Source organism: Rhodococcus sp. NS-SX18, assembly GCF_057367935.1.
The window spans coordinates 3,917,432-3,933,749 of sequence record NZ_CM170633.1 but is presented as its reverse complement, the minus strand read 5'-3'; the positions used below and the strand labels follow the sequence as shown (position 1 = coordinate 3,933,749).

Below are 16,318 nucleotides of genomic sequence, written 5' to 3'. Positions count from 1 at the left end.
GAGTCTGCGACCGCGCCGCGGGAGCCGGATGTGGAACAGTGTCGGCATGATCAACTTCCTGGTCCGGCTGGTCCTCAACGCCGTCGCCATCTGGCTGGCGGCCCAGTGGGTCTCCGGCATCGACTTCACGGGGTCCGGCACCGGTGCCACCAACGAGATCATCGCGCTGCTGGTGATCGCGCTCGTCTTCACCGTCGTCAACGCCTTCGTCAAGCCGCTGGTGCAGCTGCTGTCTCTCCCGCTGCTCATCCTGACGCTGGGCCTGTTCACCCTCGTCGTGAACGCGCTGATGCTCATGCTCACCGCATGGCTGAGCGAGTTCACCGACTACGGTCTGACCGTCGAGGGCTTCTGGACCGCGTTCTGGGGCGCCCTGATCATCTCGATCGTCAACTGGGCGCTCGGCCTGCTGGTGCCCGACCGGAAGTGACGTTCCCGGGCACGACCGCTCACGCGACGAACAGCGCCGCCGCGGTCGCGACGGCCCACGCCAGCATCGCCACACCCGAATCCCGCAGCGCCGGGATCAGGTGCATGCCGAGACCACCGGACCGCACGGGTGCGTGGGCGCGCACCGCGAGCGGCAGCGCGAGCAGGCCCGCCAGCGCCCACGGCGTGCGCGCCACCAGGGCCAGCGACGCCACGAACGGCACGGCCAGCAGGACCAGGTGCAGCGTCCGGGTCCGCGGGTCGCCCAGCCGCACCGCGAGCGTGCGCTTGCCCGAGACGGTGTCGGTGGGGATGTCGCGCAGGTTGTTGGCCACCAGCACCGCACTCGAGAACGAGCCCACCGCCACCGCGCACGCCAGCCCGACCCAGTCGATCCGGCCCGCCTGCACGAACTGCGTGCCCAGCACGGCGACGAGCCCGAAGAACACGAACACCGCGACCTCGCCGAACCCGCTGTAGCCGTAGGGGCTCCGGCCCCCGGTGTAGTACCAGGCACCGGCGATGCACACCGCACCCACCAGCAGCAGCCACCAGGCGCTCGTGATCGCCAGCACGATCCCGGCGGTCGCGCCCACACCGAAGCACGCGAACGCGGCCCGCTTGACCGTCGCCGGCGCCGCCGCGCCCGAGCCCACCAGCCGCAGCGGGCCGACCCGGTCGTCGTCGGTCCCACGGATGCCGTCGGAGTAGTCGTTGGCGTAGTTGACCCCGACGATCAGCGCGAGGGCGACCACCAACGCCAGGAGAGCCTTCCACCACACCACGCCGTCGAGCGCGGCCGCGGCGCCGGTGCCGGCGACGACCGGCGCGATCGCGTTGGGAAGTGTGCGCGGACGGGCGCCTTCGAGCCATTGACCAGCGGTTGCCATGCGTCGATCCTGCCATCGAGCGAATGTGCCATCCCGTCGGGCCGAGGAGATGACCGATCCACTCGCCCGGCCGAGACGGGCCGACCTACGAGAACCGGGCCACCAGCGCCCGCCGGTCCACCTTGCCGGGGCCGCGCAACGGCAGAGCGGGGACGACGTACAGCGCCCGCGGTGCCGCGGTGACGTCCAGCGATGCGCTCGTCCAGGTTCGCAGTTCGTCCAGCGTGGGGGAGGCGCCGGCCTCCGGAACGACGACGACCGCCACCCGCTGCCCGAGCCGGGGATCGGGCAGGCCGATCACGGCGCACTCGCGCACCGCGGGGTGCTCGAGCAGGACGGCCTCGACGACCTGCGGCACGACGGTGAGACCGCCGGTGGTGACGGCCTCGTCCAGGCGCCCCAGGATGCGCAGGACCCCGTCGGTGAGTTCGCCCGCGTCGTCCGTGCGGAACCAGCCGGGCTCCGCGAACGCCGGATGGTCGGGCAGACCGCGGTAGCCGCGGGCGAGGGTGGCCCCGCCGAGCCACACCCGGGACTGCGCGTCGACCCGGACCGTGGTCCCGGCCAGCGGGACTCCGTCGTACACGCACCCGCCGCACGTCTCGCTCATCCCGTAGGTGCGGACCACGGTGATCCCGGCGTCCCGCGCCCGGCGCAGGACCGGGGCGGGAGTTGCGGCACCGCCCAGCAGGATCGCATCCAGGCCGGCGAGGGCCGCGACGGCAGCCGGGTCATCGAGGGCCTTGATCAGCTGGGTGGGCACCAGCGACGTGTAGCGCCGCCCGGCGGGCATCGCGGCGACCGCCGCGGGCAACCGGCCCGGATCGAAGCCGTCGGCGACGTCGATCACCACGGGCCCGGTTCCCGCCAGCAGGCCCCGCAGCAGCACCTGCAGGCCGGCGATGTGGTGGGCGGGCAGCGCCAGCAGCCACGAGCCGGGCCCGCCGAGACGTTCGTGCGTGGCGTCACCGCTGGCCCGCAACGCTGCGGCGGTCAACTGGGCCCCCTTCGGGGTGCCTGTGGTCCCCGAGGTGGCCACGACGAGGCCGATGCCGTCGTCGACGGGTTCGCCGGGGTGCAGGGCCCCGGTCAGTCGCCGGATCTCCCGGTCGTCGGCGGCCGGCACCGGGAGCAGGGCCGGTCCGTCGCCGTCGAGCATGCGGCGGAGTGCGGGCAGCACCTCCGGCACGGCGTCGCCGGAGGGGACGGGCAGCACCTCGAGGTTCACGAGGCGGGGCCGGTGAGCGGCCACCCTCCGGTCTCGAGGTGCCGGCGCACCCGATCGATGTCCTCCTCGAGCGGCATCTCGTTGGTGATCTTCGTGATCAGAACCGCGATGTCCGTCTTCGAGATGGGCAGGTCACCCTCGTCGACGAGGGCGTGCGCGACCTGGTCGACCTCGTCCTCCGACAGCCGCCGGCTGAGCAGCGCGAACAGCGGCACATAGTCCTGTTCCGGCACGCCCTCCGGGTAGCCGGCACGCAGCCATTCGATGATGGAGGTGAGGAACGGCGGAAGCGTCACGGGGGCACCTCCTCAGTTCGTCCCGACGTCGGCGGTCACCACGGTCCCGTCCTCGGCGACCACCGGCCAGCCTCCCGCGGCGAGGTGTCCGGCGACTCGTTCGAGGTCCTCCTCCGACGGTTCCTCGTGGAGCACGCCGGCGATGATCTGCTTCAGCGTGTCGTAGTCGACGTGGCGCTCGGGATGCTCGTGGGCCGTGGCGATCGACATCTCGCACACTTCGGCGATCTCCTCGTCCGTCAGACGCCGTCGCAGCACGGCGAGCAGCGCGAAGTGATCCTTGGCCGGGATGCCTTCCGGGTAGCCGGCGCGCAGCCAGTCGAGGACCGAGCGGAGCGAGTACTTGGGCAATGTCGTTCTTTCGTGGGACGGGCGGAGGGTCAGTGGTGGCTCAGAAGATGTCGAGGCCGAAGGTGCTCGACAGGAAATCCGAAGCCAGCAACAGTATCCCCGCGACGATCGCGATCAGCACGACGGCGAAGCAGACGACGGCGCCGGCGGTGCCGAGCGGGTTCGGCCGGGCCTGCTCACCGGCGCGGCCCGCCACGAGCGAGCGCATGCCGAGGGCGAAGACGGCCGGCAGGCCCGCCCCGAAGAAGAGTCCGACGAGGACGACCTGCCACAACGAGCTGAGGGTGTTCGTCAACAGGGTCACTTGCGTCCCTCCGTGGGAGTGGTCGGTGCGGCCGGCACGTCCTCGGGCGCCGGGACCGGAGTCTGCGCGGGAGCGAGCTTGCCGTCCCACTCCGCGGTGACGTTGGAGGCGTCGATCGGCTGCCGGCGCGAGCGCACGTACATCAGCAGCGACAGCGCGCACAGCACCGCGAACACCACCACCACACCCGGCAGGCCGCCGATCAGATGCGCCAGCCCCCAGCACAGGGCGCCGACGAGGGCCGCCGACGGCAGGGTGATCAGCCAGGCGACGGCCATGCGGCCGGCGACGCCCCAGCGCACGTTCGCCGACCGGGTGCCGAGTCCGGACCCCAGGATCGACCCGGTCGCCACGTGGGTGGTCGACAGGGGCAGGCCGAAGTGGCTCGAGGTGAGGATGATCGCGGCCGACGACGACTCGGCCGCCATGCCCTGCGGGGGTGCGATCTCCACCAGCCCCTTGCCGAGCGTGCGGATGATGCGCCAGCCGCCGAGGTACGTGCCCAGGGCGATCGCGACGGCGCAGGAGAACTTCACCCAGAACGGCATCTCCGCGTCGGCGGTGATGCTGCCGTGCGCGACGAGCGCCAGGAAGATCACGCCCATGGTCTTCTGTGCGTCGTTGGTGCCGTGCGCGAGCGAGACCAGCGAGGCCGAGCCGATCTGGCCGATGCGGAAGCCGTGCCCGCGGGTCTCGTCGGGCACCGCGCGGGTGATGCGGTGCACCGACCAGGTGCCCACGGTGGCGACGAGTGCTGCGACCACCGGCGCCAGCAGCGCCGGAATGATCACCTTGCCGATCACCCCGTCCCACACCACGCCGTTGATGCCGAGCGACGCCAGGGCCGCGCCGATGAGGCCGCCGAACAGTGCGTGCGACGAGCTCGACGGCAGGCCGAACAGCCACGTCGCGAGATTCCAGAGGATGCCGCCGACGAGCCCGGCGAACACGATGAGCAACAGGGCCTCGCCGCCGGTGCTGTCGAGGTTGACCACCCCCTTGGCGACCGTCGCGGCAACCTCGACCGACAGGAATGCGCCGATCAGGTTGAGCGAGGCGGAGAGGGCGACCGCGACCTTCGGTTTCAGGGCGCCGGTGGCGATCGATGTCGCCATCGCGTTCCCGGTGTCGTGGAAGCCGTTGGTGAAGTCGAATGCGAGGGCAGTGACTACCACCACCAGGAGGACGACAAGCTCTGTGGTCACATCTGCCGATTGTGAGGTAGCCGGTGGGTAAAAGTACAGCGACGGTTCGGTGAACGCCGACACCTCGACGGCTCCGCCGGTGGCAGCGTGCCCGCGCCGGTTCCCCGCTGTGCGGAGTTTCACTCACCGATGGGCGTGTGACCGACTTCACGGTAGGTCTCACTGACCGGGAATCCCACGTCGCGGCCTCCGCGGCCCTGGCTAGCTTTCGCCGCACCACCCCTCCCGAGCCGACCGCCGGACAGGGGTTGCTGTGACGAAGGAGACACCCGACCTTGAACAAGCACACACTCGCCAGGTCCGTGCTGGCGCTCACGGCCTCTGTGGCGTTGCTCTCGGCCTGTGCCGGCGAACGCGGCGCCGACCCGTCGGGCGGGGCCGGCACCGGCGGTACCGGAGCTGCCGCGGCCGACACCCTCGCGGTGGACAAGTTCGGCACCCTGGACTCGCCGTGCGGCGAAGGCGACGCCACGGGTGCCACCGACCAGGGCGTGACCGACACCGAGATCCGGATCGGCTACGGCGACGATCGCGGCTACGCCAAGAGCCCCGGCCTGAACAAGGAGATGTCCGACGCCGTCTCCGCGATGATCGACTGGTGCAACGCCCAGGGCGGCATCAACGGGCGCACCATCGTCGGCACCGACTACGACGCAGCGATGACCCAGGCCAACTCGGTCATGCAGGACGCGTGCCGCTCCGAGTTCATGTTGGTCGGTCACGGCTTCGCGATGGACCAGACCGCCGAGCAGACCCGCGTGGCCTGCAACCTCGCGGCGGTCCCCGGGTTCACCGTCTCGCCGGAAGCGGCCAACGGGCCGATGACCTACCAGGGCGTGCCGTTCCCCGTGGACTACGCCAACGGCTCGGCCTGGTTCCAGCTGGCGCAGCTGCGGCCGGACCTGAAGGACAAGTTCGACCTCGTCGGCAGCACGATGCCGACGATCGTCACGTCCCTGACGAAGGTGCGCTCGATCGCCGAGGCCGCCGGATTCGAGCTGAAGAACTGCGGCGTCACCATCAACTACGACGGCGAGGCCAGCTACGTCCCGTTCGCCGAGAAGTTCAAGGAGTGCGGCGTCGAGGGCCTGTGGACCTCCCGGTCGCCCGTGCCGAACGAACTGAACTTCTTCAAGGCACTCGGCCAGGTCGGCATCGATCCCGTCCTGATGGGTGAGGCCACCTGGTACGGCGAGACCGTCAAGGAGGCCAACGCCGGCGGCCTGCTCGACAACCTGTATGCGGGCATGGGCTTCCAGATGCTCGAGAACGCCGACAAGGTGCCGGCGGTGCAGCAGTACGTCGACCTCGTCGAGGAGCAGGGCGGCAAGACCGCGCTGCTCGGCATGCAGGCGACGTCGTCGTTCCTGCTGTGGGCGACCGCGGCCGAGGAGTGCGGGTCGGACCTGACCCGACAGTGCATGATCAACGAGCTCTCGCAGATCCACGAGTGGGACGGCGGCGGCCTGCACGCCGTCACCGATCCCGGCGCCAACATGCCCGCCAAGTGCGGACTGATGGTCTCGCTGAAGGGCGACGCGTACACGCAGGCGTTCCCGCAGTCCTCCGCCGAGTTCGAATGCAACGACTCCTACCTCGTCGCCACCGCACCCGAGACGTGGGGCACCGAACTCGGTCCGGACCGGATCGCCACCAAGTTCATGAACCCGAACGTGCTCGCGCCGCAGGACTGACCGGCCTGCTCCCACCGGCGGGGCGGTGCCCGCGCGGCGCCGCCCCGCCTCCACACGACCGGTTCTCTACCGACAGGGCTTCACCATGAACACATTCGTGACGTTCACGATCCTGGGCCTCGTGCTCGGGTCCGTGTACGCGATCGCGGCCTCCGGGCTCGTTCTGACCTACAACACCTCCGGAATCTTCAACTTCGCGCACGGCGCCCAGGCGATGCTCGGCGCATTCCTCTACTGGCAGCTCACGGCCGGATGGGGGCTGCCCGTCCCGCTGGCCCTGCTGGTGGTGCTGTTCCTCGCGGGGCCGCTCATGGGCCTGGCGCTGTACGTGGTGATCATGCGGGGCCTGCGGGACACCGCCGAGGTCACCAAGATCGTCGTGACCGTCTCGATCATGCTGGGGATGCTGTTCCTGTCCCAGTGGTTCTGGCATCCGGAGAAGCCCCGCTCGCTGGGCATGTTCTTCGGCGACGACACGGGGATCAGGGTGCTCGGGGCGTTCGTCCGGGTCCACGAGATCCTGTGCGTGCTCGCGGCCGTCGGGATCGCGGTCGGGTTGCGCATGCTCTTCCAGCGCACCCGGACCGGCGCCACGATGCGCGGCGTCGTCGACGATCCCGACCTGCTGCGGCTCAACGGGCACAACCCCGAGCGGATCGCCGCGTTCTCGTGGGCGCTCGGCTCCACCCTCGCCGTCCTCGCCGGCGTGCTGATCACCCCGATCAGCGGCGGCAGCCTCGAGGCGAACATGCTCACCCTGCTCGTCATCGACGCATTCGCGGCCGCCATGTTCGGCCGGCTCAGCTCCATCCCGCGCACCTTCGTCGGCGCCCTCGTCCTGGGCCTCGCCGGCGCCTACCTGATCGGTTACGCGCCCTCCTCGTGGGCATGGACGTCGAACCTGCGGGTCTCGCTGCCCATGGTGGCGCTGTTCGTGGTGCTGATCGTGCTGCCCCAGGACCGGCTGCGCGGCGCAGCGATGCGCACCCGCGAGCGCTACCACGTGCCGAGCGTGCGCAAGGCCGTGGTGTGGGCGGTCGCGCTGGTCGCGATCGTCTACCTCATCCGGCTGCTCATGGTGGAATCCGCGATCACCACCTTCACCCTCGGCATGACCTTCGCGATCGTCGCGCTGTCGCTGACCCTGCTCACCGGGTACGCGGGGGAGATGAATCTCGCCCCGCTGTCGTTCGGGGCGATCGCCACGATCGTCGTGTTCCACTTCGGGATCACCGGCACCGGACTCGACCAGCGGTTGACCGTGTGGGGTGTGCTGCTCGCCGTGGCCGTCACCGCGCTCGTCGGCGGGCTCGTCGCCCTCCCGGCGCTACGCCTGCGGGGTCTCTACCTTGCGCTCGCCACCATGGCGTTCGGCGTCTTCGTCTCCAACATGGTGCTGCGTGACACCACCGAGCACGAACTGTTCGGCGTGAAGTTCTCGATCTTCTCGGGTGGTTCGCTGGTGATCCCGCCCCTGCGGATCGGCCCGCTCGACCTGCAGGACGAGACGACGTTCCTCATGACGGCGACGGTGTTGTTCGCGCTGCTCGGTGTCGGCGTCGTCGCACTGCGCAACAGGGGCTACGGTCGTCGCCTGGCGGCGATGAAGGACAGTCCCGCCGCCTCGGCCATGCTCGGGCAGAACCTGATCACCCTCAAGCTGAGCGTGTTCATGCTCTCGGCCGCCATCGCCGGGCTCGGCGGGGTGCTGATGTCGAGCGCCACCGGCGCCGTCGCGGGCGAGAACTTCAACATCATCGTGAGCCTGACCCTGCTCATGCTCACGGTCGTCGCGGGCATCGGATACGTCAGCGGCGCGCTGTTCGGCGGTGTCATGGCCGGGGTGGGCTTCGCGGTCATCATGGTCTCGTTCAACAACCTCGCCAAGACGCAGCCCGAACTCGAGGGCCTGTACCTGCTGCTCGGCAACATCGCCGCCGTCAGCCCCGCGCTGATCGGCATCGGGGTGGGTCACAACCCGTCCGGCAGTGTGCACCAGATGGTCGAGGGTTACCGCCGTCTGCTCTCCGCCCGGCCGGTGCTCTACGGCGGCGGCGCCGTGATCGCGCTGCTCTACGTCCTGGCCCTGACGGGCGTCCTGGGCAACTGGTGGTTCGCGGCCCTGACCATCACGATCGTGTTCCTGCTGCCGGTCGTCGGCGAGTGGCTCATGCCCGGTGCGGTACTCGGAGCCGACGAAGTGGAACGGCGCCGCACCACCCCGCCCGAACTCGTCGGTCTCGACGAGCCGTACACCGCCGAGGGGCGCTACCGGCTGGACCGGGAACTGGGCCTGCCCGCGGCGCGGCCCACCCCGGCGGCGCCCGAACCGTCCGCGAGCGTCGCGAAGGAGCTGAGCGCGCATGTCTGACACCCTGCTCGAGACCCGGGGCATCACGGTCCGGTTCGGCGGGCACACCGCCGTCGACGACGTGAGCATCACCGTCGCCGCGGGCACCGTGACGGGGCTGATCGGCCCCAACGGCGCCGGCAAGACCACCCTGTTCAACACCGTCACCGGACTGCAGAAGCCGACCGCCGGGCAGGTGCTGCTCGACGGCGTCGACCTCACCCGCGCCGCGCCCTACAAGCGCGCCCGGCGCGGACTGGCCCGCACCTTCCAGCGGCTCGAGCTGTTCCTGTCGCTGTCGGTGCGCGACAACCTGCGGGTCGCCGGCGACATGCACCGCACCGCGACCCGTGCCCGCCACGACATCGACGCCGAGACCGACCGGCTGCTCGAACTGACCGGACTCACCGACGTCGCGGACATGGACGTCTCCGACATTCCCACCGGCCGCGCCCGCGTCGTCGAGGTCGCACGGGCGCTGATGACCCGGCCGCGCGTGCTGCTGCTCGACGAACCGGCATCCGGGCAGACGGAGCAGGAGACGGACGACTTCGCGGACCTGCTGTGCCGGCTCGCCGACGACGGCCTCGGGATCTGCCTGGTCGAGCACGACCTGCCGCTCGTGATGCGGGTGTGCTCGCGCATCCACGTCCTCGACTACGGCGCCCTCATCGCCTCGGGCAGCCCGGAGCAGATCCGCAACGACCCCGCGGTGATCGCCGCATACATCGGAACCGAGGAGGTGGCATGAACGCCCCCGTCACCGATCTGGCCGACATCTCCGGCGACGAACCGACCCCGTTGCTCGAACTGGTCGACGTGCGGGCCAGCTACGGACCCATCGAAGTGCTGCACGGGGTGAACCTCACGCTGCAGCCGGGCTCGGTGGTCGCCCTGCTCGGGCCGAACGGCGGCGGCAAGACCACGACGCTTCGGGTGTGCTCGGGCGTCCTGCCCGTCGAGCACGGCGAACTGCGCGTCGCCGGTCGCGTCGTCAACGGTGTCGACGCCGCCGCGCTCGCCCGGCTCGGCGTCTGCACCATCCCGGAGGGGCGGGGGATCTTCCCCAACCTCACCGTCCGGGAGAACCTGTGGGTCGCCACCGGCACCGGCGTGTCGCTCGAGGACCTCGAGACCGTCGCCTACGAGCGCTTCCCGATCCTCGGGAAGCGGCGCGGCCAGCTCGCGGGTTCGATGTCGGGCGGCGAGCAGCAGATGCTCGCCCTGTCGCGCGCCCTGGGCACCGCTCCCACCGTGCTGCTGCTCGACGAACTGTCCATGGGGCTCGCCCCGCGGATCGTCACCGAGATGTACGACATCGTCGGCCGGCTCGTCGAGGACGGGTTGTCGATCCTCGTCGCCGAGCAGTTCGCGCGGGCGGTGCTGCCCATCGCGACGTCGGCCGCGCTGATGCTGCAGGGCCGCGTCGTGCGGATCGGGGATCCGGCCGACATCGAGAACGAACTTTCGACCAGTTATCTAGGAGGATGACCATGACCGCACTCACCGAGGAGCGGCGCGCCAAGTTCCGGCAGGACGCGGCGGAGCTGAAACTCGACACCGGATCCGCGAAGGGGGACGGCCCCGCACGAATCGGCGGGCTCGTGCTGATGATCGGCGGTGCCGTCGCGGCGTTCGTCGTCTACTTCGCCTCGCTCACCCAGGCGGACCTGCGCAACATCGCGTCGTACCAGATCCTCGCCACGGCGCTGCTGATCGTCGCGATCCTCGGCGCCGCGCTGTACGTCGCCGGCGCGATCGCCCGGGTGCTGAGGCTGTGGCTGCTGCGTCAGCTCTACGAGTCGCAGGCCCACACCGAGCAGATCGCGGCTGCCCTCCAAACCCGCCGCTGACGCGGCCGGTGTGTCCTTCGGGCTGCCAGGGCAGCCCGAAGGACACACCGCTCAGCGGGTGTCGCGGCGCAGCGGGTGATCGGCGGGGATCTGCACGAGCACGATCGGGATGCCGTCCGGATCCGCGATCCACAGCTCGTGCAGGCCCCACGGCTCCTGCCGGGCCCCCCGCACGATGGGGACGCCCTTCGTCACCAACTCGGCCTCCGCGTTGTAGACGTCGCGCACCTGCAGCCACAGTGCGCCCTCGAAGTGCTGCGGCCGGGCGCTGCCGCCGTGCGCGGCCACCTCGATGAGCGACTGACCGGCGAAGAACACCGTCCCGCCGGGATATTCGCGGTAGATCGCCAGGCCCAGGACGTCGCCGTAGAACTCCAGGGCGACGTCGTAGTCGGACGGCCGCAGGATCGTCCGGCCGGCGAGGATCTCCATCTCAACCGTCCTCGGCCGGTCGGGCCTCGTGCCCGCGTCGCCCATGGGTGCGGCGGTCCTCCTTCATCTCCGCCTCGAACAGATGCCGGCGGCCGCGGACCAGCTCGTCGCGCACCTGCCGGTCGAGCTCACGGAACTCCGTCCAGTAGCCGTCGTCGAAGTCCTCCACGATCTGGAAGGTCCACCGCCCCTCGAGGACGTTGCGTCCCACCATCTCCGTCCGGACCCGGTCGGCGAGTTCGTGGTGACCGGCTTCGGCGAGCTTGTCGACGGCGTCGCCGAGCAACAGGTCGGCGCGGCCCATCAGCTGGTGGAAGGCGTACAGATTGCCACGGGCCTGCTCGACTGTCTCGAGCGCTTCGGAGAGTTTGCCGGCGGCCTCGACCGTCTCGTCGGAGACGCCGTCGGGCCGGATGTGGTCGGGGAGTGGTCGCTCGCGATCCGTCATGGTCAGGAGTGTGCCCGATTCGGGCCGTTTCAATCGGGACGTTCTCGCGACGAGCGGGAGGTTGTCGCGCACCGCACTCGGGCGACGAGGCGACAACCTCCCGCTCGGCACCGGCAACTCCCGCTCAGTAGTGCCAGGGGTAGGGCGACCAGTCCGGTTCGCGCTTCTGCAGGAACGCATCGCGACCCTCGACCGCCTCGTCGGTCATGTACGCCAGCCGTGTGGCCTCGCCCGCGAACAGCTGCTGGCCGACGAGCCCGTCGTCCTGCAGGTTGAACGCGTACTTGAGCATGCGCTGGGCCTGCGGGGATTTGCCGTTGATCTTCGCGGCCCATTCGAGCGCGACGTTCTCGAGTTCGGCGTGGTCGACGACGCGGTTGACCGCACCCATGTGGTGCATCTCCTCGGCGGTGTACGTCTCGCCGAGGAAGAAGATCTCGCGGGCGAACTTCTGCCCCACCATCTTCGCGAGGTACGCGCTGCCGTAGCCGCCGTCGAAGCTGCCCACGTCGGCGTCGGTCTGCTTGAACCGGGCGTGTTCCCGGGACGCGAGGGTCAGGTCGCACGTGACGTGCAGACTGTGCCCACCGCCGGCGGCCCAGCCGTTGACGAGAGCGATCACGACCTTCGGCATGAACCGGATCAGCCGCTGCACCTCGAGGATGTGCAGCCGGCCCGCCCGGGCCCTGTCCACGGTGTCGGCGGTTTCGCCGTTCGCGTACTGGTAGCCGCTGCGCCCACGGATCCGCTGGTCGCCGCCGGAGCAGAAGGCCCAGCCGCCGTCCTTCGGGCTGGGCCCGTTGCCGGTCAGGAGCACCGCGCCGACGTCGGACGTCATGCGGGCGTGGTCCAGCGCCCGGTACAACTCGTCGACGGTGTGCGGACGAAACGCGTTGCGCACCTCCGGCCGGTCGAACGCGACGCGGACGGTGCCCTGCGTGACGTGCCGGTGGTAGGTGATGTCGGTGAGGTTCTCGAACCCGGGTACGGGCCGCCACAGCTCGGAATGGAAAGTCACCCGTCGACCATAGATCTCCGATGGCCGCCCCGGCACCGACGCCCTGCTGGGTCACGGCCCTGCTGGGCCACTGTCCTGCCGGAACCCGGTCCTGCCGGGAGCCGGTCGTGCTGGAACGCGTTACCGTGCAGGGATGAGCGAGCAGACGGACAGCACGGTGGACGCCGAGTACGAACACCACGGCGGGTTCCCGGTGTACACGCCCGTGAAGGCGGGACCGAACTTCGGCCGCTTCGTCGAGGCCCTGCGGCGACTGCAGGATCTCGCCGTCTCCACCCACATCCCCGACGACGTCGTCGACCGCGCCATCGAGCAGGCCGAGGCGCTCGGGGACCTGCTCGAGCCGCACGTCGTGCCCGAAGGCCGGTCTCCGGCCGGCTTCAACGTCGACCTGCCCGGACGCGGCAGCCTGCTGATGCTGCCGTGGATGCTCGAGAAATTCGATGCCGAGTCGGTTCGCTCGCGGGGCACGTTCCGGATCTATCACCGCGGCGGCAACAGCGCGGCGCACGGCGGAACCCTCCCCCTGCTGTTCGACGACCTGTTCGGAATGGTCGTCCACGCGGCCGGTCATCCCATCGCCCGCACCGCCTACCTGCACGTGAACTACCGCAAGATCACTCCGCTCGAGACCGAACTCGTCGTCGAGGGCCGGGTCGACCGGGTCGACGGGCGCAAGTTGTTCTGCTCGGCCGAGCTGCGCGAGGCCGACGGCACGCTGCTCGCCGACTGCGAGGCCCTGATGGTCCAGTTGCGGCCCGGCCAGCCGTGACCGCCGCGGCCCTGCCGCCCCTCGACGAGATCCTCGACGCCGCCGTCGTGGTGTCGCTGCCCATGCGGGTGCGGTTCCGCGGCCTCACCGCACGGGAGCTCGTGCTCGTGCGGGGTCCCGCCGGGTGGGGAGAATTCGGGCCGTTCCCCGAGTACGCCGACGAGGAGGCGGCCCACTGGCTGCGTTCGGCCCTCGAATCCGCGTGGCTCGGGCCCCCTGCTCCGCGCCGGGACACCGTGCCCGTCAACGCGACCGTCCCGGCCGTCGGCCCCGGCGACGTGCCGCAGATTCTGGCCCGGTTCCCCGGAGCCCGCACCGCGAAGGTCAAGGTCGCCGAGCGCGGACAGGACCTGGCCCAGGACGTTGCACGGGTACGGGCCGTGCGCGAGCTGGTGCCCAACGTCCGCATCGACGCGAACGGCGGGTGGAGCGTCGACGAGGCGGTCGTGGCGCTCGGGGAACTCGTCGCCGACGGCCCGCTCGAGTACGCCGAGCAACCCTGCGCGACCGTGCCCGAGCTGGTCGAGGTGCGTCGCCGGATGCCCGACGTGCCGATCGCGGCGGACGAGAGCATCCGGCGCGCCGAAGACCCCCTGAAGGTGGTCCGGGCCGGCGGCGCCGACGTGGCAGTGGTCAAGGTGGCCCCGCTCGGGGGGATGCGACGGCTGCTGGCGCTGGCCGACGAGCTGGCCGGGCACGGCGTGCCGGTGGTGGTGTCGAGCGCACTCGATTCGGCCGTCGGCATGGGGGCCGGACTGGCCGCCGCGGCCGCGCTGCCCGCGCTGCCCTACGCGTGCGGGCTGGGCACGGGTGGGTTCTTCACCGCCGACGTGGCAGCGCCACGGACGATGGCCGACGGGAAGCTCCCGGTGGGGCAGGTGACACCGGATCCGGCGCTCCTCGACACCGTGCGAGCCGACCCCGAACGGGCGCGCTGGTGGTTCGACCGGGTGCGGCGGTGCCGCGCCGCGCTCGACTAGGTGCGGCTCGGGTCGTCGTATATCGTTCCGGGCGTTCGTACTCACGAGTCACATTACGGAGGCAGTGGAAGTGGTTGCAGCTCTGGATGATGCCCTGCTCGGCGCCGACAAGGTCCCGGCGGTCGTCGCCGACGTCGAGGCGCTGATCGACGCCGAGGTGGCGGACAAGAAGGGCGCGTCGGGTCTCGCGCTCAAGGCCGGCTATGCGGCGGTGACGAAGCTCGGCCCGTCGATCGTGCCCAGCGCCGTCGAGGGTCTGCTGCCGGAGTTCGTCGCCAAGATCCAGCCGTTCTGGCAGGACTACGCCGGCAACGGTGACTTCGCCGACTACCTCACCGCCCGCAGCGAGACGGTCGCGGACGCGCTGCTCGGTGTGACGGACGCGCGCATCGCGGCCTCGTCGCGCACGGCGATCAAGAAGGTCTACGACAAGCTGCGTCCGTCGGCGCAGAAGCACGTCGTCGAGGCCCTGCCCCGCGTGGGCGCGCTGGTGCAGAAGCACGCCGGCTGAGGCGGCCGTGGTGCCCTTTCGGTCCTGGACCGGAAGGGCACCACGTCAGTACGCGGCGGCCCCGTACTTCCAGTAGCCGCTGAACGTCACGGCCGACTTCTCCAGGCCCCGCTCCCGCACGAGGTGACGGCGCATCGTCGTCACCAACCCGGACTCTCCCACGACGAATCCGTAGCCCGGCCCGTCCGGCAGCTCCGCGGCGCGCACCGCGTCGAGCACCTGTGCTCCGGGCCGCACATCGGTCCGGATCACCGGGTGCACGCGGGTCCGCGGTCCCGTTACCAGGTTCTGCGCCACGACGTCCTCGAGCTGGGAAACCTCGACGAACACCTCCGTGACCGTCGCGTCGTTCCGCTCCGCCGACGACGTGAGGATGCCGGCGATCGCCGGCAGCGCACTCTCGTCGCCCACGACGATCTGCCAGGCCGCCCCGGCCGGGCGGTGGAACATGATGCCCTCGTCGAGCAGCGCGAGCGCCGCACCCGGTTCCGCCTTCCGCGCCCACGCCGACGCCGGCCCGGTGTCGCCGTGGGTCGCGACGTCCACGACGAGTTCCGCTCCGGGCCCGTAGCGGCCGCAGCCGGTCTCCCGGTAGTCGCGCACCGTGTAGTTGCGCAGGATCGGACGCACCTGTTCCGGCATCGCCTGCATCTGCGGCCACCAGCTGTGGTCGGCGGCTGCCGGCAGGGTCGGCTCGTGCCGGCCGGGACCGGGCAGGAACATCCGGAACCACTGGTCGAACCCCATCGGCGCGAACCGGGCGAGTCCGTCGCCGCCGAGGGTCACGCGCACGAAGCTCGCACCGAGTGGTTCGGTCGCAAGGACGTGGGCGGTGACGATCTCGCGGGTGGCGGGAGGCGTCCGGGTCGTGGTGCGCGCAGCCATACAGAACCTCCGTCCCGAGACGCCGGGCGTCGTCGGCGAAACTCGGTCGACGATGAAATCAGCGGAGGCTAACCTATCATTCGGGTCGATCGAGGTGGCGCACCTGCGGCGTCAGACCCCACTCGTTCCGCCCCAGCCGACTCGCCGGTGCCAGCGCCGCGACGTCCGGCAGCCCGTCCTCGGCCAGCACGTCGGCCCGGACCGACACGGCCACCACGTCGCCCATCACCACGAAGCAGTCGCCGACCTCGATCACCCGGTGCAGCGTGCACTCGATCGCCGCCGGTGACTCCGCGACCCGGGGTGGATGCACCCGCTCGCTGCGCTCGGGCCGCAGGCCCACGGTCGCGAACTCGTCCACGTCGTGCGCGAACCCCGCCGACGTCGCGTTGACTCGTTCCATCAGCGGCACGGTCGCGACGTTGATCACGAACTCGCCGGTCTCCTCGATGTTGCGGACGCTGTCCTTGCGTCCCACCGAGGTGAACTGCACCACCGGCGGGTTCACTGCGGCGACGGTGAAGAAGCTGTACGGCGCGACGTTGGGCACACCGTCCGCGGACACCGTCGACACCCACGCGATCGGCCGCGGCACGATCGCGGCGGTCATCAGTCGGTAGAAACGGCCGGTGCCCAGCTCGCTGGGATCGAAGACGGTGCGCATCGATCCAT

Annotated in this window: 20 protein-coding genes; 9 read left to right on the top strand and 11 right to left on the bottom strand. The window is 70.6% G+C overall.

Features of this window, described 5'->3' with window-relative positions; genetic code table 11:
* The first annotated feature begins 46 nt into the window (after positions 1-46).
* Positions 47-430 carry a phage holin family protein gene (locus AC2IPW_RS17960; RefSeq protein WP_003937585.1) on the top strand — a complete coding sequence of 128 codons (384 nt, stop codon included), beginning with the start codon at positions 47-49 and terminating at the stop codon, positions 428-430.
* Positions 431-449: 19 nt separating this feature from the next.
* Here AC2IPW_RS17960 and AC2IPW_RS17955 read toward each other — a convergent pair whose 3' ends face one another.
* The 6 genes from AC2IPW_RS17955 to AC2IPW_RS17930 all read right to left on the bottom strand — a co-directional run bounded on the left by AC2IPW_RS17955 (position 450) and on the right by AC2IPW_RS17930 (position 4,703).
* Positions 450-1,319: a 1,4-dihydroxy-2-naphthoate polyprenyltransferase gene (locus AC2IPW_RS17955; RefSeq protein WP_003937586.1), complete on the bottom strand. Its 870-nt coding sequence runs from the start codon at positions 1,317-1,319 to the stop codon at positions 450-452.
* An 85-nt stretch (positions 1,320-1,404) separates the two neighbouring features.
* A complete protein-coding gene (menE, locus tag AC2IPW_RS17950; protein WP_289379467.1) occupies positions 1,405-2,571 on the bottom strand; it encodes an o-succinylbenzoate--CoA ligase in 1,167 nt (388 codons plus the stop codon).
* Complete coding sequence (locus AC2IPW_RS17945) at positions 2,544-2,843, bottom strand: DUF3349 domain-containing protein (protein ID WP_003937588.1); 300 nt, start codon at positions 2,841-2,843, stop codon at positions 2,544-2,546. Before AC2IPW_RS17945 ends, menE begins: the two co-directional genes overlap by 28 nt.
* A 12-nt stretch (positions 2,844-2,855) precedes the next feature.
* A complete protein-coding gene (locus AC2IPW_RS17940) occupies positions 2,856-3,194 on the bottom strand; it encodes a DUF3349 domain-containing protein (protein ID WP_003937589.1) in 339 nt (112 codons plus the stop codon).
* A gap of 40 nt (positions 3,195-3,234) precedes the next feature.
* The gene (locus AC2IPW_RS17935; RefSeq protein WP_486375302.1) at positions 3,235-3,498 is read right to left on the bottom strand and encodes a hypothetical protein; all 264 of its coding nucleotides are present in this window, start codon (positions 3,496-3,498) and stop codon (positions 3,235-3,237) included.
* The gene (locus AC2IPW_RS17930) at positions 3,495-4,703 is read right to left on the bottom strand and encodes an anion permease (RefSeq protein WP_486375301.1); all 1,209 of its coding nucleotides are present in this window, start codon (positions 4,701-4,703) and stop codon (positions 3,495-3,497) included. The genes AC2IPW_RS17935 and AC2IPW_RS17930 overlap by 4 nt, the downstream gene beginning before the upstream one ends.
* Positions 4,704-4,978: 275 nt before the next feature.
* On the opposite strand from AC2IPW_RS17930, the gene AC2IPW_RS17925 reads away from it, so the two are divergent.
* From AC2IPW_RS17925 to AC2IPW_RS17905, 5 genes are all read left to right on the top strand, one after another.
* Positions 4,979-6,397, top strand: a complete 1,419-nt coding sequence (locus AC2IPW_RS17925; protein WP_054373173.1) for an ABC transporter substrate-binding protein — start codon at positions 4,979-4,981, stop codon at positions 6,395-6,397.
* Between the two features lie 85 nt (positions 6,398-6,482).
* Entirely contained in the window at positions 6,483-8,768 is a 2,286-nt protein-coding gene (locus AC2IPW_RS17920; protein ID WP_289379471.1) for a branched-chain amino acid ABC transporter permease, read from the top strand.
* Complete coding sequence (locus AC2IPW_RS17915) at positions 8,761-9,498, top strand: ABC transporter ATP-binding protein (RefSeq protein ID WP_003937594.1); 738 nt, start codon at positions 8,761-8,763, stop codon at positions 9,496-9,498. Before AC2IPW_RS17920 ends, AC2IPW_RS17915 begins: the two co-directional genes overlap by 8 nt.
* A complete protein-coding gene (locus AC2IPW_RS17910) occupies positions 9,495-10,238 on the top strand; it encodes an ABC transporter ATP-binding protein (RefSeq protein WP_003937595.1) in 744 nt (247 codons plus the stop codon). Before AC2IPW_RS17915 ends, AC2IPW_RS17910 begins: the two co-directional genes overlap by 4 nt.
* Positions 10,239-10,240: 2 nt before the next feature.
* On the top strand, positions 10,241-10,600 hold the full coding sequence (locus tag AC2IPW_RS17905; RefSeq protein ID WP_003937596.1) for a hypothetical protein: 360 nt from the start codon (positions 10,241-10,243) through the stop codon (positions 10,598-10,600).
* A 51-nt stretch (positions 10,601-10,651) separates the two neighbouring features.
* On the opposite strand, the gene AC2IPW_RS17900 is transcribed toward AC2IPW_RS17905, so the two are convergent.
* The 3 genes from AC2IPW_RS17900 to AC2IPW_RS17890 all read right to left on the bottom strand — a co-directional run bounded on the left by AC2IPW_RS17900 (position 10,652) and on the right by AC2IPW_RS17890 (position 12,498).
* A complete protein-coding gene (locus AC2IPW_RS17900; RefSeq protein WP_003937597.1) occupies positions 10,652-11,032 on the bottom strand; it encodes a VOC family protein in 381 nt (126 codons plus the stop codon).
* 1 nt (position 11,033) lies between these two features.
* Entirely contained in the window at positions 11,034-11,480 is a 447-nt protein-coding gene (locus AC2IPW_RS17895) for a hypothetical protein (protein WP_040783086.1), read from the bottom strand.
* A gap of 124 nt (positions 11,481-11,604) precedes the next feature.
* Positions 11,605-12,498, bottom strand: coding sequence for a 1,4-dihydroxy-2-naphthoyl-CoA synthase (locus tag AC2IPW_RS17890; protein WP_003937599.1), 894 nt, complete (start codon positions 12,496-12,498; stop codon positions 11,605-11,607).
* Positions 12,499-12,631: 133 nt separating this feature from the next.
* On the opposite strand from AC2IPW_RS17890, the gene AC2IPW_RS17885 reads away from it, so the two are divergent.
* The 3 genes from AC2IPW_RS17885 (at position 12,632) to AC2IPW_RS17875 (ending at position 14,761) form a co-directional block, all read left to right on the top strand.
* A complete protein-coding gene (locus tag AC2IPW_RS17885) occupies positions 12,632-13,270 on the top strand; it encodes a PaaI family thioesterase (protein ID WP_054373178.1) in 639 nt (212 codons plus the stop codon).
* Positions 13,267-14,250, top strand: coding sequence for an o-succinylbenzoate synthase (locus AC2IPW_RS17880; RefSeq protein ID WP_486375300.1), 984 nt, complete (start codon positions 13,267-13,269; stop codon positions 14,248-14,250). Before AC2IPW_RS17885 ends, AC2IPW_RS17880 begins: the two co-directional genes overlap by 4 nt.
* A 70-nt stretch (positions 14,251-14,320) precedes the next feature.
* On the top strand, positions 14,321-14,761 hold the full coding sequence (locus AC2IPW_RS17875) for a DUF6918 family protein (protein ID WP_040783088.1): 441 nt from the start codon (positions 14,321-14,323) through the stop codon (positions 14,759-14,761).
* A gap of 45 nt (positions 14,762-14,806) precedes the next feature.
* Here the strand turns inward: AC2IPW_RS17875 and AC2IPW_RS17870 are convergent, their stop codons facing one another.
* Together AC2IPW_RS17870 and AC2IPW_RS17865 are read right to left on the bottom strand one after the other, a co-directional pair.
* A complete protein-coding gene (locus AC2IPW_RS17870) occupies positions 14,807-15,646 on the bottom strand; it encodes a siderophore-interacting protein (RefSeq protein ID WP_416061513.1) in 840 nt (279 codons plus the stop codon).
* Positions 15,647-15,722: 76 nt separating this feature from the next.
* Positions 15,723-16,310 (bottom strand): flavin reductase family protein, encoded by a 588-nt coding sequence (locus AC2IPW_RS17865; RefSeq protein WP_416061512.1) that lies wholly within the window; start codon positions 16,308-16,310, stop codon positions 15,723-15,725.
* Positions 16,311-16,318: the final 8 nt, after the last annotated feature.